This window comes from Acidocella sp., from assembly GCF_013044125.1.
GTDB lineage: Bacteria > Pseudomonadota > Alphaproteobacteria > Acetobacterales > Acetobacteraceae > Acidocella.
The window spans coordinates 1-20,923 of the sequence record NZ_JABEVC010000113.1; the positions used below are offsets into that span (position 1 = coordinate 1).

Below are 20,923 nucleotides of genomic sequence, written 5' to 3' on the forward strand. Positions count from 1 at the left end.
ACGAAACCATGCCATCGACCACATCGACCTCAGAATCTGTCAGCCTCATTAGGAGGGGCATCAACATGCATGATCGAGAAGATAGCCCATCTGCGCCGCGGAAATCGCCACCACACCGTCACTCGGCGATGGCCAGATGAAGCGAGATTTCTCCAGCCGTTTGTACCTCAGTCAGAAATGCAGGTATTTCGCCGGCCTCGCCGCACCTTGTTACCGTGACCCACCCCTTTCATCCGTATTCCGGGCAGGGCGGGGTATGCATTGCAAAGCGCGGCAACCGAGCTGGCAAGCGTTGGCTGCTTCGCTTTGCCGATGGCCGAATTTGCTCCGTTCCGCCGCAATGGACCGATGCGGCAACCCCTGATCCTGAGATGTCGGCGGGAGGCCGCCGCGCACTTTGCAGCCTTGGCGATCTTTTGGAGCTCGGTGAGCTTGTGGCGCACCTCATGCTGCAAAGGCGGGTTGATGGACCAAAAATATGTAATGATAAATATGCCGCGTCTGTAAGGCAAAAGACGCCGCAAAGCCCCTGGGGACTCCGGTGAATGGTAATCATTAACTTTGGTAATTGGCGACTGAGTGGCACCGACCATCTTGACCCCACAACTAAAGACGGCATATTATATATTACACTTACTGAGAAAATAGCTGAGGTTCCAGGTGTCGAGCAGCGCCAACCACGAGCGATCAAAGGCCAACGCTTTGGCGGAGGATGGGGCACTCAATCCCGCTCCGGAGAAAGTCGGAGACCCGAAGTTCCAGGAAGGCGGTTTCTTCGATCCACGAGACATCGTGCAAGTGAAGTACGAGATGCTGCGGCGCGTAGCCGTCGACAGGGTTTCAGTGACGGAAGCATCCGACGAATATGGTGTGTCCCGGCCGACGTTTTATCAGGCGAAGGCGGACTTCGGAGGCGCGGGCCTGGCCGGTCTGGTACCGAGGAAGCGCGGGCCGCGCGGACCGCACAAGCTCCAGGGCGAAGTGCTGGCGTTCCTCATTGCACAGGTGGACCCAGGCGAGCCCATCCGGGCGCGCGAACTGACGGAGCGTCTCCGGATAAAGTTCGGCCTCGATGTCCACCCCAGAACGATCGAGCGCGCGCTTGGTCAAAAAAAAACGGTGTGACCAGCATTGGCGCGCAACTGCATTCCGCGATGCAGTTGCGCGCCACAGAGCGATACGAAATATTGCGGGCCGCCGCTCTCGGTACCGCGCTGCCGCCAGAGGCACGCAGCGGTCTTACCATTCTTCTTCATCGCGGAATGTGGGCCTGGATTCGCGCGATCGTGCGGACGCCCGGCCAGTGTCCGGCCGCTTCCGTGCCGCCGGTAGTTGACCTGTCAATCGCAGAAAAAACGTCCGAACAACGCAAAATTATCTGCCTACTCGCCGCCATGGTGATGGCGGTCCCTGAACGGAGGACAGCATGAACGAAAAGCTCAAGGTTCAATCACATCACCTCGAACGGGGTGCCTATCTGTACATCCGGCAATCATCGATGCGGCAGGTCATGGAGAATGTCGAAAGCACCAAGCGTCAATACGACCTTCGTGGCCGCGCGATCGGGCTTGGGTGGCATGATGACCAGATCGTTGTCATCGACAGCGACCAAGGCGAGTCCGGCGCTTCAGCATCGTGGCGTGAAGGCTTCCAGCGCCTGGTGTCCGATGTCGGCATGGGGCGCGCGGGGATCGTCATGGGCTTGGAGGTATCTCGGCTCGCCAGAAACAATGCGGACTGGCATCGACTGCTGGAAATCTGCGCCTTGGCCGACACCCTCATCCTCGACGAAGATGGCGTGTACGATCCCGCCAACTTCAATGATCGCCTGCTGCTCGGGCTCAAGGGCACCATGAGCGAAGCCGAGTTGCATGTCATCAAAGCCCGATTACGCGGGGGTATCCTCAACAAGGTGCGACGCGGCGAATATCGTTGTCCTCTGCCAACGGGCTTCATCTATGATGAACTTGGCGATGTGGTCCTCGATCCTGACGCCCAAATCAGGGACATGATCAACCATTTTTTCGAGACGTTCTCCCGGGTCGGGTCAGCTACGCAGACTGTCAAGGCGTTCGCCAGGGAAGGTCTGCTCTTCCCCTCCCGCCTGCGCAACGGGAAACAGGTGGTCTTCCAACCGCTGACCGCATCGACCGCAATGCGCACGCTGCATAATCCGCGCTATGCTGGAGTCTATGCTTTTGGCCAGCGCCTTTATCGCCGGACCGTCGATGGCAAGAAACAGCTCCGCAAGCGCGACCCGAAGGACTGGCATGCATGTATCCCGGACGCCCATCCCGGCTATATCAGCTGGGACAAGTTCCAGCATAACCTCAAGGTTCTTGAGGACAATGGCGCCGGCTATCAGGCCGTGCGCGCCTCGCCGCCGCGCGAGGGTGCGGCCCTATTGCAAGGGCGCGCTGTATGCGGACGTTGCGGCAGTCATATGAGTGCTCGCTATGCCGCCCGACGCGGTCAGGTGGATACATGGTATATCTGCAGCCGCGCTTACGCCTCTCGCGGTGAACCTCAATGTCAAACGATAGCTGGGTGGCCGGTCGACGAGGCAATCGGCGAATTGATCGCTGCGGAAATGACGCCCACCGCGGTGGAGTTGGCATTGGAGGTCAGGAAAGAAATTGAAGCCCGCCATGATGACGCGGATCAACTCCGGCTCCGCGCTGTCCAACGCGCACAGATCGATGCTGATCTTGCGCAGCGGCGATTCATGCTGGTCGATCCGAACAACCGCCTGGTCGCCGACACTCTTGAACGTGAATGGAACGACAAACTGCGCGTGCTGGCTGATATGCATGAAGAAAGAGAGCGCGCTTCGCGCGAAGACCGGATTGCACTGAACGATGCCATGCACGATCGGTTGATCGCCATGACGGCGGACTTCAAAACGGTCTGGTGTGATCCGACCCTGCCGAACCGCGAACGCAAGCGACTTCTTGCCTATCTTGTTGATGACGTCACCCTGCTCAAATTCCCTACTGAAGGAGAGACCCGGATCCACATCCGCTTCAGAGGCGGGAGGACCGAGACATTGACCACCCAGAACCCTAAATCCTCCGCGCAGCAGGTGAAGACCCGGCCCGAGGTGGTAGAACTGGTCGACAAGCTTCTCGACGATCATATCTGCGCCGAAATCGCAGATATCCTGAATGCCAAAGGAATCCGCCCCGGCGGATCAGCGCGGCGTGGTCAGGCCGGCGCCCAGTTCACCGACATGCGCGTCATTTATCTTGTCAAACAATATGGCCTACGTCCTCGCTACGACCGGCTGCGTGAGCGGGGAATGCTGACAAAAGCGGAGGCTTGCGCAAAGCTAGGCATCACCGAGTGCACATTGGTTAGGTGGGCAAAATACGGCATTGTGAAACGGCATGCCTCCAACGGCTATATCGGCCTCTATGAGCCGCCTGGGCCGCACGTCCCAGCCAAGAAGTGCAGCCGATGGAATCAACTTAGCCACCGGGCTGAGACCATCCGTCTGCTCAACGCCTCTAAATGCAGAGATGTCAACGAAAGGGCTGTAGTATGAAACGAGTTAGTTTGCATATAACGACATCCCGATGCCGTCGTGCCAGATGATTTTTATCAGGTCCCCGCGCGCGCCTCTGAACACGTAGAGGTCGCCCGCGTGCGGGTCCCGCCCGAGCGATTGCTGAACTTGTAAAGCAAGGCCCGTCATACCGCGACGCATATCAGTCCGCCCGACCGCCAACCATACGCGCACACTCGAGGGAAAGGCGATCATCGCCGCTCCAACGCATCCAGCACAACACGTAACGCCGCAGCCTTGATGTTGCTGCCGATCCGCACACGGTAGCCGCCCGGCAGCTCAATCTCTATCAGGCCGGCCGAATGCAGGCCGGCTGACGGCGCCGGTGTAGCAACTGCCGGCGGGTCCGGCGTCACCACCACTGGCAACAGCTGAGGCGCTACCGTGTTCGGCACGCCGCCATAAAGCTTGCGCCAGGTGAAAACCATGTTGGTGTTCACGTCGTATTGCCGCGCGACCACCGATACCGACGCTCCCGGCACCAGGCAGGCCACCACGATCTCCCGCTTCAGCGATTCAGGCCACACTTTGTGCCGGCGCTTCGCCCGCAAACTTGTGTCCATTATCTCAGTTGTGGACACTTTCCACCCTTAAGTTACGATGCCAGGATCCTCACACAAATCTCCAAATCCGAGGAGGTGGCCGCCGCCGGAGGGATACGGCAGGTGCGCGCAGTTTGGTGGATCAGTATATTCAGCCAGTTTCGTTTTCAGTGTGGTAGAGGCGGTGGTCGCGACTTTCTTTCCGGAATTTGCGCTTCAGGAAAGATTGACTTCGATCAGCTGCGGGCCAGGCTCCTTGCACGAACGCTGCAGGGCGGCGCAAAGATCCTCGGCGGTGGCCACACTTCTGCCCGGCACGCCCATGCTCCGCGCCATTGCCACCCAGTCGATGCTAGGACGGTCGATATCGATCATTGCCATCGCCTGCTTGCCCGGCGTGCCGGCACCCATGTTCGCGTATTCCGCCTTCAAGATCGCGTATTGGTTGTTGGCGAAAATGATGGTGGTGATATTGAGATTTTCACGCGCCTGCGTCCAAAGCGACTGGATGGTGTACATGGCGCTGCCATCGCCGACCATGCAGAACACACGCCGGCCAGGGCAGGCGATCGCAGCACCGGTGGCGACCGGCGTGGCGTAGCCGATGGAGCCGCCGAGATTGTTGATGAGATCATGTGGCCTGGCGCCCATGGTGTAGCCCATCGATTCGCGGCCGGTCGTCAGGGATTCATCAACCACGATGCAATCCTCGGGGATTGCCGCGGCAAGCGCATGGGCGATGCTGAACGGCGTCAGAGCGCCGCGGGGAGCAGGTGTTTCAACCCGCATCTGGCGCAGAGGTGCTGTTTCGCGCAGGCCCAACGCCTCGGCCAGCATCTCGAAGGCGAGTTCACTGTCCTCATCCGTCTCCACCAGGTTGTGCACCAGCGTCGTTTCGGGTTTTAGCAGGCTCGGCTTGCCGGGATAGGCGAAGAACGCCACCGGCTCTCGCGTTTCCACGGTGACGATGTGGCGGATGTCTTTAAGGAACTCAGCCGCTTGCACTACGGCATAGGGGATGCGCTCCAGTGGCGTGCGACCGGCGCCGCGTTCGATCCGTGCCGTGAAGAATTGCGTGCCCAAACGGCAGCCAGTGCCAGCTGCGATCCGCCCTGCCAGCTCCAACGCACGACCGCGCGTCGCCTTGTTGGCCAGCACCAGCATCACCTTCTCACCGCTGCGCAGGAGCTTCGCGATCGCTTCGATGCGGTCGGCGCTCGGCGCCTTGGGTTCGGCGGTCTTGCTGGGCTGCACCGGGTAGGGGGTGCCAGCATCCTGCCAGGAGGCGTCGCCCGGCAGGATCAGTGTGGCGATGCGCCCAGGATGCGCCTGGGCCTGCCGCACTGCATTCGCTGTGTCCCACGCGATGGCGTCGGCGGATTCTATCTTGCGCACCCAGTGGCTCAATGGGCGCGCTAGCCCCTCGATATCCGAGTTCAGCGGTGGATCGTATTTCAAATGCGACAGCGAATGCTCGCCGACGATATTCACCATGCCGGAACTGGCTCGCCTGGCATTATGGATGTTGGCAAGGCCGTTAGCCAGACCCGGCCCTAGATGCAGCAAGGTGGAAGCCGGTTCGTCACGCATGCGATACCAGCCATCCGCCGCACCGGTCGCGACCCCCTCGAAGAGGCACAACACGCTGCGCACGCGAGGCGTATCCAGTGCTGCGAGAAAATGCATTTCCGAGGTGCCAGGATTGGCGAAGCAGATCTTGACGCCTTGGTCGGCGAGTGTGGAGATCAGGGTTTCCGCGCCGTTCATGCTGTTTCCTTTATTATTTAGTGGCAAGCTGGCTCAATGGCCAGCCATCTCCCGCCCTTTGCTGGCGATGCCATAGGACCGCGGGGGGGGGGCTGCCATCGGGAAACGGTAGCCTTCCAACGGCAATAGCTCGTTATTCTTCACCGTCGCCTGCGGATTGTCATCGGTAGCAGCCATGTTTGCCGCTGCACCTTGATGCTTGGCGACGACGGTATCAATTTGGATGTGTCGACCAGCGCATCCAGCATGTCCAGAGAGCTCTCACCAGGGACGCAGAAAATGCTGTCCATGCCATACAGATGGAGGGCGCCCACCAAAACGTGTCCTCCGCTTCGCAATGAGTGTATTGTGGAACTATTCATGGATATAAGGTTACGCTCCAACACTGAATGCGACGTGGCCCAGTCTTTGGAAGCTGGTACGGATATACTCACCTGGCGTAAGTGCGTGCGCCGCGGTGGCGGCGCCTGCCAGGACGATGTCGCCAGGCTGAAGGCTCTCGCCCACGCCTGCGACCAGACGCGCTGCCGAGACCAACGAGCGGATTGGATTGCCGAGGATGGCTGCTGAGGAGCCGATCTGTACCGGGCGGCCATTCACTTCCATGATGATGCCGAGATTGGTGACATCCGTGCTCTTCGGCGCCCAGGACCCAACATAGAATCCCGAGGAGGAGGAATTGTCGGCAATGACGTCGGGCAGAGCGAATTTGAAATTCTGGTAGCGGCTATCGATGATCTCCATGGCCGGAGCGATCGCCTCGATGGCGGCCAGAGCTTCCGCCGCGGAGACATTGCCAGCGAGTGGTTTGCCGATGATGTAGGCGATTTCCGGTTCCACGCGCGGATGCACGAAGCGCGAGCGCTTGAGCACACCGCCTTCCTCCTGGCGCATGGCATCGGTGAGGCGGCCCCAGATGATTTCGGAGACGCCAACCTGGATCATCTTGGCGCGCGATGTCAGGCCCATCTTGTAGCCAACCCGGCACTCGCCACGCGCCCAACGGAGCTGCAGCAGCTTAAGCTGCACCTCATAGGCCTCGTCCACGGATAAATCCGGATAAGTAGCGGTAATCTGCGGCGTAGCACTCGCGGTGAGTGCCGCATCGTCCAACGTAGCGGCAAAGGTGTCCAGGGAACTCATTGTGCTGTCTCATGGGATTTGAGGATATCGAGAGCGACGTCGATGATCATGTCTTCCTGGCCGCCGACCATGCGGCGCTTGCCAAGCTCGGTGAGGATCTCGCGTGTGTCGACGCCGTAGGTTTTGGAGGCGTTCTCGGCATGGCGCAGGAAGGACGAGTACACGCCCGCATAGCCCAGCGAGAGGCTCTCGCGGTCGACGCGCACCGGGCGGTCCTGTAGCGGCCGTACGAGGTCGTCGGCGGCGTCCATCAGTTTGAACAGGTCGCAGCCGGTCTCGATACCTTCACGGTCAAGCACGGCGATCAGCGCCTCCAGCGGGGCGTTGCCCGCCCCCGCCCCCATGCCGGCAAGGCTCGCATCCACCCGCACCGCCCCAGCCTTGATGCCCGCGACGGCGTTGGCGACGCCGAGCGTCAGGTTGTGGTGGGTGTGCACGCCGATTTCGGTCTCTGGCTTCAGCGCGTCGCGCATCGCCTTTACCTTCTCGGCGTATTGCTCGGGCAGCATCGCGCCTGCGGAGTCGGTCACATAGACACATTCCGCGCCGTAAGATTCCATCAGCTTGCCCTGTTCGATCAGTTTTTCGACCGGGGCCATGTGCGCCATCATCAGGAAGCCGACCGTGTCCATGCCGAGTTTGCGCGCCGCTTCGATGTGCTGGCGCGAGACGTCGGCCTCGGTGCAATGGGTGGCGACGCGCACGGAACGCGCACCGGCCTCATGCACCACTTTCAGGTCGTGGACCGTGCCGATGCCGGGCAGCAGCAGCACCGTGACCACGGCGTGTTTGCAGACGGCGGCAACGGCGGCGACCCATTCGGCATCGTCATGCGCGCCAAAGCCGTAGTTGAAGGTGGAGCCGGTGATGCCATCGCCGTGGGTGATCTCGATCGCGTCCACTTTGGCTTCGTCGAGGGCGCGGGCGATTTCGGTCACGCTCTCCAGGTTATACTGATGGCGGACCGAGTGCATGCCGTCACGCAGGGTGACGTCCTGGACGTAGAGCTTGTTGGGGTTCGGGCGGGCCATTTATGCAAGCTCCTTGTTGAGGATTTTTGCCGCCCAGTGGTCGGCGGTGACGAGGGCGGCGGAGGTCATGATGTCGAGATTGCCCGCGTAGGCCGGGAGGTAGTGCGCCGCACCTTCGACTTCGAGCAGGATCGTCGTCTTCAGCCCGGTGGCGTAGCCGATGCCGGGGATACGCACCGGGGCGTTGTCGCCGATGACTTCGAACTGGACTTTTTGCTTGAGGCGGTAGCCGTGGACGTATTTGCGCACCGCCTGTTCCATTTCCAGGATCGAGGCTTCGATCGCGTCGCGGTCGCCGCCCTGGGAGAGGGTGAATACCGTGTCGCGCATGATCAGCGGTGGGTCGGCGGGGTTGAGGATGATGATCGCCTTGCCGCGTTCGGCGCCGCCCAGGACTTCGATCGCTTTTGAGGTGGTCTCGGTGAACTCGTCGATATTCGCGCGCGTGCCGGGGCCTGCGGATTTGGACGAGATCGAGGCGACGATTTCGCCGTAGAGGACGCGCTTGCTGGCGCGCTTCACGGCATAGACCATCGGGATCGTCGCCTGGCCGCCGCACGTCACCATGTTCACGTTCGGCTCGTCGATATTGGCGTCGCCATTGATCGCCGGAATGGTGAAGGGGCCGATAGCGGCGGGGGTCAAGTCGATGACCTTCTTGCCGTCGGCTTGCAAGATCGCATTGTTCTTCACATGCGCGCCGGCGGAGGTAGCGTCGAACACCACCTTGATATCCCTGTAATTGGGAAGCTTGCGCAGGCCCTCGATGCCCTCATGTGTCACCGGTACGCCAAGCCTCGCGGCGCGGGCCAGGCCGTCGGAATTCGGATCGATGCCAACTATCGCGCCCATTTCCAAATTCTTGGAGGTGCGCATGATCTTGATCATCAGATCGGTGCCGATATTGCCCGACCCGATGATGGCGGCTTGTATCTTGGCCATTGCCTACTCCTTGGAAAAACTGGCGCGCACAGCGCCGAGACCTTCGATGCGCACGTCGAACACGTCGCCCGGCGCCACACCCACCATGGGGCCGAGCGCGCCGGAGAGGATGGTGTCGCCCGCCAGCAGCGGGCGGCCGAGCTTGGCCATGACTTTCGCCAGCCACAGCGCCGCATTCAGCGGCGAACCCAGGCAGGCCGCGCCGGCTCCGACCGAGACCGGCTCGCCGGATTTCTCCATCACCATGCCGCACATGCGAGGATCGAAGTCGGCAAGCTTCACCGGGCGCGAACCGAGAACATAAAGCCCCGAGGAAGCGTTGTCGGCGATCGTGTCGGTGATGCGGATGTCCCAGTTGGCCACCCGCGAGCCGACGATCTCGATCGCCGGCACGGCGAAGGCGATGGCGCGGAACAGATCCGCCACGGTCAGCCGCTCATCCGTCAGATCGCACCCCAGCACGAAGGCGACCTCCGCCTCCACCTTCGGCTGCAAAACGTCGGCGAGCGCGATCTCCTCGGCATCGCCGCGGGCCATGTCCGCAAACAGCATGCCGTAATCCGGCTGGTTCACGCCAAGCTGCTTCTGCACGGCCAAAGACGTCAGCCCGATCTTGCGCCCCGCAAGCCGCCGCCCCGCCGCCAGCGCATTCTCCGTGTTCAACGCCTGAACACGGTAGGCCGCGTCAATATCGCTTTCCGGCAGCAAAGTGCGGATCGGCGCGGTGGGTTTACCCGTGGCAGCAGCCTCGTACAGCAGTGCTGCGGCCGCGCCAATCGCGTCTTTATCTGGGGAAATTGTCATTTGACCTTCACTCGCCTGTCTCCGGTTGCACTGCTCGGCTCGAGATAAAACTCGCCCGACACGCGACGCGGCTCAGCATGTTCCCGCGCCTCGGGGTTGACCTCATCCACATGTCCCTCACCGCTGATCATCCCCCAAAGATTACGTGCCGCGTGCCAGCCGATCGCCTGGGTACCATCGGTGGTCCAGGCCCCGACATGTGGCGTGCAGATCACGTTTGGCCGGGTGAATAGATCGTCGTTTGGGCTGGGCGGCTCCTTGTCGAAGACATCCAGTGCAGCACCAGCGATCTCGCCGTTGTCGAGGGCCGCGCGCAAGTCTGGATAGTTGATGAGAGAGCCACGGCCGGTGTTGATCACATATGCCGATTGCTTCATTTGCTTGAACGCAGCAGCATTGAGGATGTGATAGTTCTCCGGGCTCGGGGAGGCATGGAGCGTGATGAAGTCCGACTTTGTCAGCAGTTCAGTCAGGCCGACCAGCTTCACGCCAGCAGGCGCCTCGGTGAGGAACGGGTCATAAGCGATGATCCGCGCTTCCCAGCCTGTCAGGCGCTGCGCCACGCCACGCCCTATGCGCCCCAGGCCAATAATGCCGACTGTAGCACCGCGCAAAGTCGCGGAATGGGTCAGCCCGCGCCAACCACCCTTTTGCATGAAGGTGGGTGTCCAGGTGCCAAGTTGCTTGGCAACCGCAAGCAACAGAGCCACGGCATGCTCGCACACGGTAAAAATTTGCGATTCGTTGGGGGTGTTGCTAACCAGCACCCCAAGCTCCGTGGCGGCCGTGATGTCGATGCTGTCAAACCCGATGCCGTATTTGGAAATAAACCGCAGGTCGGGCAGCGCCTCCATAACCCGGCGGGAAATCCGGGTGCCGCTCGCGCCCATAAGAGCGACACAACCTTGGGCCTTGGCGATCAATTCATCTTCGGTGAAGCGCTGGAATGGCATCTCCCACAAAGCGTGCCCCTTGAGCACGCTTACCCCCTTTTCCTCGAGCCACTTGATCGACTCATCGGTGGGGTCATAGCGCTCAAACGCGAGCACGGTGGGATGGTTGACGCCACTAGGTGCCATTTTGGGTGTCTCCTGCAAAATTAGTTATAAAAGTTGTAAGAATTAGTCAGTCGGAGCCAGGCTTATCCTGGCTTGCGCCATGCTGCGGCCCCCGGAAGATCCGGGAGCAGGTTTTTGTGAGATGCTCACGCATGGCGTTGCGCGATTTCACGGGGTCGCCCCCCGCTATGGCCTCCACAACGGCGACATGCTCCGCCTGAACCGTGTCGAGGTGTTCAGTAGACCTGTTGAGCGACAGGCTCCGGGCGATATCGATGGTCAGCTCAATCTGGCTACGCATGGCCAGAAGGGCAGAAGCGAACCATTCGTTGCCTGAGGATTTGGCGACGGCCAGATGGAATTCGAAATCTGTGTTGCCGCCAAGTTCACCGGCGGCGACGTCGCGGCCCAGAGAGGCGCAGGCCTCGCGGATGCTCTCCAGCGACTCGGGCGTGTGGTTCGAGGCGGCCAGAAACGCCGCTTCACCCTCGATGGCCTTACGGAACTCGTAACATTTTTGAATTTGTTCAAAGCTGTCAATGTGGTCAAACTTGGCTTCGGACAGCCCGTCAGCGGGTGTTGCCCGGCGGCTGACATAGCTGCCAGAGCCGCGGCGGGAGACGATAATACCCTCCTCGCGCAGGCGCGCGAGTGTCTCACGGACGATGGGACGGGAGACGCCAAATAAGGTTGCCAGCTCATTTTCCGGCGGCAAACGCGCACCTTCCGTCAGTTTCTGGCGGGTGATCATTGTCAAAATTGCTTCGTACAGATGCTCACCTAACCGCTTACCAGGTGGGATGCGCGTACCGGCCGGTTCGCAAGACTCGGAGTCTAATTGGTCAGGCAACATATCTGGCATCCTTGGACTTGTAGCGTTTTTAGTACTAATTGGCATTTTGTGTAAAGTAGCTTGACAGATTTTCCGCTTGTGTGCAAGTTTGTAAAACATGTGGGCTGGATCACACAGCCAAAATATAGGAGGATACGTCATGCTGATACCAGCCGACGGAGGGGCCGGAGGCAACAGCCCCTTGCTTCAGGTCAAAAACATCTCGAAGAGTTTTGGTGCCACGCGGGCGCTCAAGAACGTTTCTTTTGCCATCGCGCAAGGCGAGATTGTCGCACTTCTCGGCGAGAACGGGGCCGGAAAATCCACTCTTATTAAGGTTTTAGCGCGGATTTTCTTCGCCGATTCGGGAAGTGCGTTGTTTGCGGGGACCGAGTTGCTCGGTTCGTCGCATGCACATCCTATTGCCTTCATCCATCAGGATCTGGGCTTAATCCAATGGATGACCGTGGCGGAGAATATTTGTCTTTCGCTAGGCTATCCGCGCCGGTTCGGCCTTATCGACGGCGCCAAAGCCCGCGAGCGGGCCGCGCAGGTGTTGCAGGAAATGGGTGTTGAGATAGACCCTGACGCACGGGTGCAAACGCTCGACCGCACAGAAAAATCGTTGGTGGCGATTAGCCGCGCGCTGGCGGCGAACGCTTCGCTGATTGTGCTGGACGAACCGACGGCCAGCCTGCCAGCCGACGATGTGGCGCGCCTTTTTGTTTGTCTGCGCCGTCTGAAGGCGCGTGGTGTGGCGATGATCTATGTCTCGCACCGCCTGGATGAGGTGTTCGAACTGGCCGATCGCATGGTGGTGATGCGTGATGGCCAGGTTGTCGGCGACCGGCTGGTGGCGGATACCACGCCCTCCGAAGCGATTATTATGATTGTTGGCCAAGAGCCCTCGCAGATATTCACCCGGCCGGTTGAACGGCTAGGGGAGCCCCGGCTGGTTTTGCGGGATTTCAGCATTGGCGATGTGGGGCCGGTGAATGCCGAGTTCTTCCGCGGTGAGGTGGTCGGACTTGTTGGGCTGCGCGGGGCGGGCCAGGAGACGGTTGGGCGCGGCCTCTTCGGCCTTGAAGGGGCGTATGATGGCGAAGCCCTTCTAGATGGCACCGCACTGAGTGTCCGCAATCCCCAGGAGGCGATTGAGGCTGGCATGATGCTGGTTTGTGGCGACCGCATTGCGGGTTCCGTGGTTCCCACTCTGTCGATCAGAGAGAATCTCTACCTCAATCCAGGTGCAAAGGGCGCCAAGCCGTGGTCGTACCTGTCGCCAGGCGGTGAGGCGCTGGAGGCAAAGAAATTAGGGACAAGGCTGCATCTGCGGCCAAACAATCCGGTGGCGCCCATTGAATCGCTCTCCGGCGGCAATCAGCAGAAGGTTGTTGTCGGGCGCTGGCTGAATCTCAAGGGCAAGGTCTATCTGTTCGAGGACCCGACCGCGGGAGTCGATGTTGGTGCAAAAGCCGAAATCTACAACCTCTTCAATGAGGTGATTGAGATGGGGGGCTGTATCATCGTCATATCGACCGATTTCGAAGAGATCGCGAATATTTGCCACCGCGCCATTGTGTTCGACCGCAAGAAAGTTGTGGCGGAAATTCATGGCGATGATCTGTCGGTAGGTTCGCTGCTCGCTGCCGCCTCTGCACGTATTCAGACAGAAAAAACACTAACTTTTATTACAAACGGATAACGAAATGCAATCGCTTCAATCCAACGCGCTGGAACCGACGAAGTCGGAGCTCAAAGGTCTGTCCTTTTGGGAAAAATTTATTCGTCAGCTACCGGTTTATGGTCTGCCGATCCTAACTCTTGCTTTGATCGTGCTCTTTTCAATATTGCTGCCGGATACGTTCCCGACAGCGTTGAATGCCCGTTCGATCCTGAGCGACAAGGCGATCATCGTGATGCTGTCACTGGCGGCGATGCTGCCGATGATGGCTGGCCGTATAGACCTTACAGTTGGTTACGGGATCGTGCTCTGGCATATTCTCGCGATCAGCCTGCAGACGGATTATGGTATGAACTGGCTGGCTGCCTGCGCCCTGGTGATTGTCGCGGGTGCCTGTGTAGGTCTGCTCAACGGCCTGCTGGTGGAAATCGCGCAGATTGATAGCTTCATCGCCAGCCTCGGTACGGGCACAATTCTATACGCTTTGGCCTTGTGGTATACTGGGGGGCAGCAGGTGATGGGCAATCTGCCTCAGGCATTCCTTAATTTAAATGGTCTGTCGATATTTGGCATTCCCATTACGGCTTTCTATGTTTTGGGTCTGGCCGTGCTGTTGTGGATTGTGACTGAACGACTGCCGATCGGCCGGTATCTCTATGCTATAGGTGCCAACCCGCGTGCAGCGGCGCTCAACGGCATCCGCGTTCGCTTCTATGTTATCGGCGTCTTTGTGGCGTCGGGTGTGATCACCGCGTTTGCAGGTACAGTTCTCGCATCTAAGCTGCAAATCGGCCAAGCAACTGTGGGCCTTGAGTATTTGTTGCCGGCGCTTGTTGGTGCGTTTTTGGGTTCGACAACCATCCGTCCTGGCCGCGTCAATGTTCTGGGCACCATTTTTGGGGTTCTCATTCTTGCTGTCGGCATCTCAGGAATCCAGCAGCTTGGTGGTGCCTTTTATATCGAGCCGCTGTTCAATGGCGTTACGCTCATCATTGCCATCGGCATAGCAGGCTACACACAGCGCCGGCGTCTAACAGCGAAGCGCAACTAGGGCACTAGAAAAATACCGGAGGAAATAAGAGAAAGGAACGACCATAAACGTCAAATTGCGTGCAAGGCAGACACATAACAAATATCAAAAGAGGAACATTACTTATGTCGAAACGTTCTATGTTGAAAATGGGCATGGTCATGAGTGCGGTGCTGGCAACAAGCTTCGCAAAACCAGCCGCAGCCGACGATGCCTATGTGACAATGGCAAAGGCCTATGTGGCTAAGGCGACGGCACCAGTGACCGTGTGGGATGGTCCAACAACTGGCCCAAAGGCCGTTGGTCATAAGGTCGTGATATTCGTCTCAGCGGACCAGAGAAACGGTGGACTTCTCGGTGTCTCGGAAGGTGCGGAGCAGGCCTCGAAGATCATTGGCTGGGATCTGCGCATTATTGACGGGCAAGGTACCGTCTCTGGCCGTGCCAGTGCTTTAACCCAGGCGATTGCCTCGAAGCCGGACGCGATCATCCTCGGCTCCGTCGATGCAAAAGAGCAGGCCAGTTTGATTGCGCAAGCTGCCGCTGCTGGAATCAAGATTGTCTCTTGGCATGCTGGCCCCACCCCGGGCAAGATCGCGGGATCTCCGATCTTCACAAACGTGACTACCGACCCTGCCGAGATCGGTAAGGCTGCTGGCCTGTATGCGGTTGCTGCTTCAAATGGCCACGCTAATGTAATTCTGTTTACAGATAGCATATATGCAATTGCAACTACCAAGACTGACGCTGAAAAAGCAGCCATAGAAGGGTGTGCGGGGTGTTCGGTATTGGCAGTTGAGGACACTCCACTTGGTGCAGTATCGGAACGTATGCCACAGCTGACCACAGCTCTCATTGAAAAATATGGTTCAAAATGGACATATTCTATCGGCATCAATGATCTATATTTTGATTTCATGGCGCCGTCGCTTGCGGCGGCCGGAATTCCCGGGAACGGTGATCCACACAATATTTCTGCTGGCGATGGCTCGGAGGCGGCGTTCAATCGAATTCGTAACCAGCATTATCAGATCGCGACCGTTGCAGAACCACTTTACCTGGATGGTTGGCAGTTGATCGATGAACTGAACCGTGATTTCGCCGGACAGCCGCCCAGTGGCTACCACACGCCGGTACATATCTTCACCCGAAATGACATCGACTCGGATGGAGGTCAGAAGGATATTTACGATCCAGCTGACGGCTATCAGGCTGCATATGAAAAAATTTGGGGAGTTAAGCACTGATCCTGCGAGGACGACGTTCATACCCCCGACGCCACTCTCGGTACCGGGGCCCCGCAACTCTAATAATGGTCTGAAAATGAGCTATCCAATTTCTCCTGTGTACTCGAAGAATATGCGTATTATTGGCTACAGCGATCAGGGCGGAAGGCCCGATGGCGTACAGATCATGGTCCATCGAGGCTTCGCGTATATCGGGCATATTTTTTCCAAGGGATTTAGCGTGGTTGACGTCCGGGACCCGAAGAATCCTAAGCCGGTGGGCTATTTTCCGGCGCCGGGGAATACGTGGAATTTGCATCTTCAAGCTCATGGCGATCTTCTTCTTGTCGTTCATGCCAAGGATATGTTCGCTCAACCCGAACTTGAGGATGAAAAAAATTACTATAAGGGGGCAGCGAATTTCCATTCACTGGCACATGAGGAGGAGAAAGATTGGTCTGCCGGCATGGCCGTCTATGACATCTCCTCCCCGGAAGCACCTCGTCAGATAGGCTTTATGCCTGTGAATGGTGGCGGGCTGCACCGCATCTGGTACACCGGTGGCCGTTGGGCGTATGCCTCAGCACTGTTGGATGGCTTCACCGATTATATCCTCATCACGATCGACATGGCAGATCCGGCGCATCCGGTGCTGGTAGGCAAGTTCTGGTTGCCTGGCATGAACGCGGCGCAGGGTGAAGTTTCACAATGGCCGTCAGATTTCGGTCGCTATGGTCTGCATCATCCTATCATCCAGGAAGACATTGCTTATTGCAGCTGGCGTGATGCCTGCCTTGTCGTGGTTGACGTCGCTGACAAGGTGAACCCGAAGCTGATCGCACATAAGACCTGGTCGCCACCGCTTGGTGGAGGGACGCACAATGCTTTGCCGCTTCCGGATCGCGATCTTCTGGTCGTTGTCGATGAAGCTGTACTCGATAACAAGGCAGACGGTGAGAAGCCAATTTGGGTATTTGATAACCGGATCAAAACTAACCCGATCAGCATTTCAACGATGCCAGAGCCAAATGACACGGATTATTTGAAAGTTGGTGGTCATTTCGGGCCGCACAACATCCACGAGAATCGCCCAGGAAGCTTTGTCAGTGAAACGCTGATCTTCGCGACATACCAGAATGCGGGCATCCGCGTATATGATATTCGGGATGCGTTCCATCCCGTTGAAGTTGGCGCTCTGGTTCCTCCGCCGCCAGCCAAGCTCGTCGATCCGAGGCCGGCCAGGGCGAATGTTCTGCATTCAGCGGATGTTTTCGTCGATGCAAACGGGTTGGTATATGCGACGGACTTCAACGCGGGCCTCTATATCGCAGAATTTAATGGCTAAATCATAAACAGAAAAGGGCACATTTTGTCTCATGCTTTTCGATCATAGAACCTATACGACACGGCCAGGTCAGCTTAAGAAGCAACTCGCGCTCTATCATGAGTTTGGTTTTGCCATTCAACGACGACATGCAGGCGAGCCTGTGCTGTTTTTGGTAACCGAGAGCGGCCCACTAAACTCCTATGTTCATGTTTGGGCCTACAAAGACGCCGCGGAAAGAGAGCGGGCACGGAGCGCATTGCAAGCCGATCCGGAATGGACCGCCTATCTCGCGAGAAGTGCGGAAGCTGGGTATCTCGTGGCCCAAGAAAACAGACTGTTGGTTGAAGCCCCATTTTGGACGGTAAAGGAGACGGTTAAGCTCGAATCTAAAGGCTAGCGGTCCGACGCTCTCAACGTCGAGGAGATCGATACGATTCAGAAAATTCGTAATCAAGCCAGAGTCTTTATCGACTTCCCGAGCAGCCTCAAGAATTCCGCAGCATTGCGGAGCACCTTAAACTGAAGGGATTACAGAAACATGCAAACGGAATAGGGCATATAATAAAAGATACTGCGTGTGCGGATACCTGAATCCGCCAAGAACGCAAAGAAAATCTGTGAAGACGTCAATTCGTATCAAGTGAACGACGTATTGCGTCAAAACATCAAGATTGAGCGCAGCTAACGATGCCGTCATCAGCAGATGAACATCAAGGTACACGCGCGTCTCGGAATTATCAGGCTCAAACAACAACGACATAACGGAGGTTGGAGACTCATGAAAAATAAACTACCGATATTAGGTACGACGATACATACGATCGCCATTTCGGCGTCTATTGTGGCAACAATGTCGGGTTTTGCATACGCTCAATCCGCAGAGTCGTCGGTGAACCTAGCCGCATCACCGATACAAGAATTTGGTGAGGCTGCAGCGCAACGTGGAATTATATTCAACAGTCAGTACACGGGCGAGGCGGCGGCAAATCCATACGGCGGCTTGCACAGTGGAGCAGAGTATACCGGTCAGCTCAATGTAGGTGCAGATGCTGATTTGTACAGACTCTTTGACATTCCCGGCGGTGAATTCCATATCAATTTTGTCCAGCGCGCCGGTAATAATCTTGCCGCCAAGGCTCTTAACAATAGCCGCTCTGTCCAACAGATTTACGGCTACGGGCAAACCTATCAGCTCAGTTTGCTGACCTATGAGCAGAAAATCGGAAAATGGCTCGATATAGTTGTTGGGCGGGATGATCTCGACAATAATTTTATTGGTTACGATTTTCTGTGCGACTTCCAAAGTAACGCGAGCTGCGGCAACACCGGGCTTATGGGTTATGACACATCAATGCAATTTAATCCGGCTGCAGTATGGGGCGGCCGCATTGGCATTACACCGACGCCAAATACGTATTTCCGGGTTGGCTTGTATCAGTCGTACCCAGCGATTAATCCGCCACGTAATCATGGTTTTGATTGGAGCATGAATAATTCAGCCGGCTTTGAATTGCCTATCGAGCTTGGTTATGTCGATACAACCCCAGGGGCAACGCAGCAGAACAAATATGACGTTGGGGTAGTCTTCGATCGAGTTAACTTTTCTGCCTCCTACTACAATGCTGCGGCAACGGAACAATATGGTCGCACCCTCCTCTATGCTCAGGCGCAGCAGATGATTTACCAAGTCAAGCCAAATTCCCCACGTGGGCTCTACGTTTTTGGAACTGCAATGTATAGCCCGGACGGTGAAAAACAGGTCGCAAATTATTCTGTTGAAGGTGGTGCGGTATTTCAGGGGCCATTTTCTAGCAGGCCAAACGACTACGTTGGTTTTATGGCCGCCGATGCCCATTATAATAATAGTTTTCTCGGTTCGATTTTTGCGACTAGGCAGTTGGAAGGTGGTACAGAATTTCCTGCCTCGAACCTGGTCATGCTTGAGCTGAACTATTCGGCGCAGCTTAATTCATGGTTGAACCTAATGCCGAATCTTCAATATGTTATTAATCCGGACGGACAAGGGGGAGCAGGTATTCCAGTGGAGAATGAGAAGTCCGCTCTGGTGGTTGGCTTGCAATTCAACGTTGATGTTGCAAAAGTTTTCGGTCTACCATCTGGAACGTAACACCGTTTACAAGCCTTTTCGAAGGTGGACTAATTCTATCAAATTGGTCCACCTTCTATCAGGAAACCATCGACCCAGCTTGAGCAGGAGCACCGCTTCTGTGCTTCCGATGTGATGGGACTGCACCTCACGGTGGCGCATCTGCCGTATGATATCGCGCGAGCAGGTCTGACGCGTGCATTGATAACGATACTACAAGGTCGCTTCATCCCGTGGCCGCTCCTGGTCTTAGTTCCCGAAATCAATTCGTCTCGCCGTCGTGAGCCGATTGTCAACCAAATTAGGAAAGTCACGATGAATTGCTCTCAAGATCGTTCCGGTGGACTTCTGGGAGATGTCTAGGGGGGCATCGAGCAGACGGACCGTGATAGACGACGACCCGGAGCGCTTGCCTGAAGGATATGTCACGGCCCGGAGGGTGGATCTCCGGCAAATGTGGTACGCCCTGATGGCTGCAGACCAGAGAAGCGTGAGGCGTGCTGCCGTCATGCTGAATGTCAGGCAATCGACGCTCAGCCGGCGTATCCACCAGCTTGAGGAGCAGATCGGGGTCTCGCTGTTTGACCGTTCGTCTGGAGGCGTGTCGCCAACGCAGGCAGGGCGCGAGTTTCTGCGGATCATCGGCCGCATCCTCCGTAACCCTCCGGTGAGCGCCGCGGGTAACGGCGGGTTCAGCTTGCTATCTCGGGTTTGATCTTTGGCACGACTTTTGGTTTGTGGGACCATTTGCGTGCGAGGGCATCGACGGCATCTGCGAGGTTTTGTGTTCCGTTATCTCGGGGATCGAAGGCAGCGCCGAGCCATTGGCTCATTTCGGCATATCGTTCGTGTGTCGGGCTGGCCAATATGTTGAGCAAGTCCTCGTAACCTGGCGGACCGCCGACATCCTCGGGCGGGCATTTACCTTTGGCGTCGATTAACCAGGGATAGGAGACGCCTGGCAGCGCATCTGCAATGCGCTCGATTTTGACGGTGTGCTCCCAGCCGTCACCGAAGTCGTAGAGATATTTCAGCGTCTTCACGCCCATATCCTCCAGCACATCGATCAGCCGGGATTTGGATGCATCCATCGGGCCGTCGCTCCAATCGGGATTGGCCATGCCCCAGCCCACCCCGCCGGCCCGGATTTCATACAAATGCGAGTTGGTCCACCCCATTGCCGCCTGGAGGACCAGGTGCAACCGGTCAAGCCGGATGTTGAGCGGCACCTCGACCCGACGCTGCACGGCAGGTTTGACATCGTCGAGGGTGATTTTGAGGCGTGCAATGGTGGCGACCGTCATGCCGCCATTTTGACAGCCCGCGTTTTCCAATTCCAGGGCAAAAATTCTTCGAGCCGATGCATGGGGTGATCGGCGATGCGGGCAAGGACATCGGCGAGCCATGCCTGGGGATCGATATCGTTCATTTTTGCAGTGACAATGAGGCTATATATTTTCGCCGCTCTTTGGCCACCGCGGTCGGAACCAGCGAACAACCACGCCTTGCGGCCAAGGGCAATGCCACGAAGGGCGCGCTCGGCCGCGTTATTGGTCAGGCAGATCTGGCCGTCGTCAAGGAACCGGGTAAACGCTGGCCAACGTTTGAGCATGTAGTTCATGGCCTTGGCGGTATCGTCATGGGCCGAGAGCCGGGACTTTGCTGCCGTCATCCAGTCGGCCAGTGCCGCGACCAGCGGCGCGCTCGATTGCTGCCGTACTTCGAGGCGCCCGGTGGCACACTTGCCGTTGATCTCGCGCTCAATATGGCCTGTTCGGCTGAGCGGAACAAAAAACCGGCATAAGCCTATTCAAAAGTCCCATGCGGATGTAGGGTTTCTGAGAGGCCTGAGACCGCCGTTGATG

21 protein-coding genes and 1 pseudogene are annotated in these 20,923 nt (G+C 57.6%); 10 read left to right on the forward strand and 12 right to left on the reverse strand.

The features are described 5' to 3' along the window. Nucleotides 1-60: 60 nt before the first annotated feature. A complete protein-coding gene (gene tnpB / locus HKL97_RS13665; RefSeq protein WP_363238537.1) occupies nt 61-171 on the reverse strand; it encodes an IS66 family insertion sequence element accessory protein TnpB in 111 nt (36 codons plus the stop codon). A 44-nt stretch (nt 172-215) separates the two neighbouring features. Between tnpB (HKL97_RS13665) and HKL97_RS13670 the strand changes: the two genes are divergently transcribed. The 3 genes from HKL97_RS13670 to HKL97_RS07065 all read left to right on the forward strand — a co-directional run bounded on the left by HKL97_RS13670 (nt 216) and on the right by HKL97_RS07065 (nt 3,544). Then, nucleotides 216-545 (forward strand): DUF5372 family protein, encoded by a 330-nt coding sequence (locus tag HKL97_RS13670; protein WP_363238527.1) that lies wholly within the window; start codon nt 216-218, stop codon nt 543-545. 115 nt (nt 546-660) lie between these two features. After that, nucleotides 661-1,125 carry a helix-turn-helix domain-containing protein gene (locus tag HKL97_RS07060; RefSeq protein WP_291423820.1) on the forward strand — a complete coding sequence of 155 codons (465 nt, stop codon included), beginning with the start codon at nt 661-663 and terminating at the stop codon, nt 1,123-1,125. A gap of 301 nt (nt 1,126-1,426) precedes the next feature. Then, entirely contained in the window at nt 1,427-3,544 is a 2,118-nt protein-coding gene (locus HKL97_RS07065) for a recombinase family protein (protein WP_291423822.1), read from the forward strand. 6 nt (nt 3,545-3,550) lie between these two features. On the opposite strand, the gene tnpB (HKL97_RS13675) is transcribed toward HKL97_RS07065, so the two are convergent. From tnpB (HKL97_RS13675) to HKL97_RS07105, 9 genes are all read right to left on the reverse strand, one after another. Beyond that, nucleotides 3,551-3,760 (reverse strand): IS66 family insertion sequence element accessory protein TnpB, encoded by a 210-nt coding sequence (tnpB, locus tag HKL97_RS13675; protein WP_363238529.1) that lies wholly within the window; start codon nt 3,758-3,760, stop codon nt 3,551-3,553. Next, a complete protein-coding gene (gene tnpA / locus HKL97_RS13715; protein WP_408820809.1) occupies nt 3,757-4,128 on the reverse strand; it encodes an IS66-like element accessory protein TnpA in 372 nt (123 codons plus the stop codon). The genes tnpB (HKL97_RS13675) and tnpA overlap by 4 nt, the downstream gene beginning before the upstream one ends. Nucleotides 4,129-4,323: 195 nt before the next feature. After that, nucleotides 4,324-5,874 (reverse strand): acetolactate synthase large subunit, encoded by a 1,551-nt coding sequence (locus HKL97_RS07075; RefSeq protein ID WP_291423824.1) that lies wholly within the window; start codon nt 5,872-5,874, stop codon nt 4,324-4,326. A gap of 372 nt (nt 5,875-6,246) precedes the next feature. Beyond that, the gene (locus HKL97_RS07080; protein WP_291423826.1) at nt 6,247-7,017 is read right to left on the reverse strand and encodes a 2-keto-4-pentenoate hydratase; all 771 of its coding nucleotides are present in this window, start codon (nt 7,015-7,017) and stop codon (nt 6,247-6,249) included. After that, the gene (gene dmpG / locus HKL97_RS07085) at nt 7,014-8,048 is read right to left on the reverse strand and encodes a 4-hydroxy-2-oxovalerate aldolase (protein ID WP_291423828.1); all 1,035 of its coding nucleotides are present in this window, start codon (nt 8,046-8,048) and stop codon (nt 7,014-7,016) included. The genes HKL97_RS07080 and dmpG overlap by 4 nt, the downstream gene beginning before the upstream one ends. After that, entirely contained in the window at nt 8,049-8,990 is a 942-nt protein-coding gene (locus HKL97_RS07090) for an acetaldehyde dehydrogenase (acetylating) (RefSeq protein ID WP_291423830.1), read from the reverse strand. A 3-nt stretch (nt 8,991-8,993) separates the two neighbouring features. Continuing rightward, nucleotides 8,994-9,794 carry a 2-keto-4-pentenoate hydratase gene (locus tag HKL97_RS07095; RefSeq protein ID WP_291423832.1) on the reverse strand — a complete coding sequence of 267 codons (801 nt, stop codon included), beginning with the start codon at nt 9,792-9,794 and terminating at the stop codon, nt 8,994-8,996. Beyond that, nucleotides 9,791-10,873 carry a hydroxyacid dehydrogenase gene (locus HKL97_RS07100; protein ID WP_291423834.1) on the reverse strand — a complete coding sequence of 361 codons (1,083 nt, stop codon included), beginning with the start codon at nt 10,871-10,873 and terminating at the stop codon, nt 9,791-9,793. Before HKL97_RS07100 ends, HKL97_RS07095 begins: the two co-directional genes overlap by 4 nt. 46 nt (nt 10,874-10,919) lie before the next feature. Further along, nucleotides 10,920-11,846 (reverse strand): FadR/GntR family transcriptional regulator, encoded by a 927-nt coding sequence (locus HKL97_RS07105; RefSeq protein ID WP_363238533.1) that lies wholly within the window; start codon nt 11,844-11,846, stop codon nt 10,920-10,922. Between HKL97_RS07105 and HKL97_RS07110 the strand changes: the two genes are divergently transcribed. From HKL97_RS07110 to HKL97_RS07140, 7 genes are all read left to right on the forward strand, one after another. Beyond that, the gene (locus tag HKL97_RS07110) at nt 11,845-13,389 is read left to right on the forward strand and encodes a sugar ABC transporter ATP-binding protein (RefSeq protein WP_291423838.1); all 1,545 of its coding nucleotides are present in this window, start codon (nt 11,845-11,847) and stop codon (nt 13,387-13,389) included. The genes HKL97_RS07105 and HKL97_RS07110 overlap by 2 nt on opposite strands. A gap of 4 nt (nt 13,390-13,393) precedes the next feature. Beyond that, nucleotides 13,394-14,419, forward strand: coding sequence for an ABC transporter permease (locus HKL97_RS07115; protein ID WP_291423840.1), 1,026 nt, complete (start codon nt 13,394-13,396; stop codon nt 14,417-14,419). Between the two features lie 104 nt (nt 14,420-14,523). Then, nucleotides 14,524-15,645, forward strand: coding sequence for a substrate-binding domain-containing protein (locus tag HKL97_RS07120; protein WP_291423842.1), 1,122 nt, complete (start codon nt 14,524-14,526; stop codon nt 15,643-15,645). 76 nt (nt 15,646-15,721) lie between these two features. Further along, the gene (locus HKL97_RS07125; RefSeq protein WP_291423844.1) at nt 15,722-16,969 is read left to right on the forward strand and encodes an LVIVD repeat-containing protein; all 1,248 of its coding nucleotides are present in this window, start codon (nt 15,722-15,724) and stop codon (nt 16,967-16,969) included. A 31-nt stretch (nt 16,970-17,000) separates the two neighbouring features. Next, complete coding sequence (locus tag HKL97_RS07130) at nt 17,001-17,348, forward strand: NIPSNAP family protein (RefSeq protein ID WP_291423845.1); 348 nt, start codon at nt 17,001-17,003, stop codon at nt 17,346-17,348. A gap of 381 nt (nt 17,349-17,729) precedes the next feature. After that, the gene (locus HKL97_RS07135) at nt 17,730-19,079 is read left to right on the forward strand and encodes a carbohydrate porin (RefSeq protein ID WP_291423847.1); all 1,350 of its coding nucleotides are present in this window, start codon (nt 17,730-17,732) and stop codon (nt 19,077-19,079) included. A 433-nt stretch (nt 19,080-19,512) separates the two neighbouring features. Further along, nucleotides 19,513-19,773: a LysR family transcriptional regulator gene (locus tag HKL97_RS07140; RefSeq protein ID WP_291423851.1), complete on the forward strand. Its 261-nt coding sequence runs from the start codon at nt 19,513-19,515 to the stop codon at nt 19,771-19,773. Here the strand turns inward: HKL97_RS07140 and HKL97_RS07145 are convergent. Both HKL97_RS07145 and HKL97_RS07150 read right to left on the reverse strand, forming a co-directional pair. After that, nucleotides 19,751-20,362, reverse strand: coding sequence for a plasmid pRiA4b ORF-3 family protein (locus HKL97_RS07145; RefSeq protein WP_291423849.1), 612 nt, complete (start codon nt 20,360-20,362; stop codon nt 19,751-19,753). The genes HKL97_RS07140 and HKL97_RS07145 overlap by 23 nt on opposite strands. Then, nucleotides 20,359-20,823 (reverse strand): annotated as a pseudogene (locus HKL97_RS07150) (transposase); the annotation flags it as partial. The pseudogene HKL97_RS07150 and the gene HKL97_RS07145, both read right to left, overlap by 4 nt. Nucleotides 20,824-20,923: the final 100 nt, after the last annotated feature.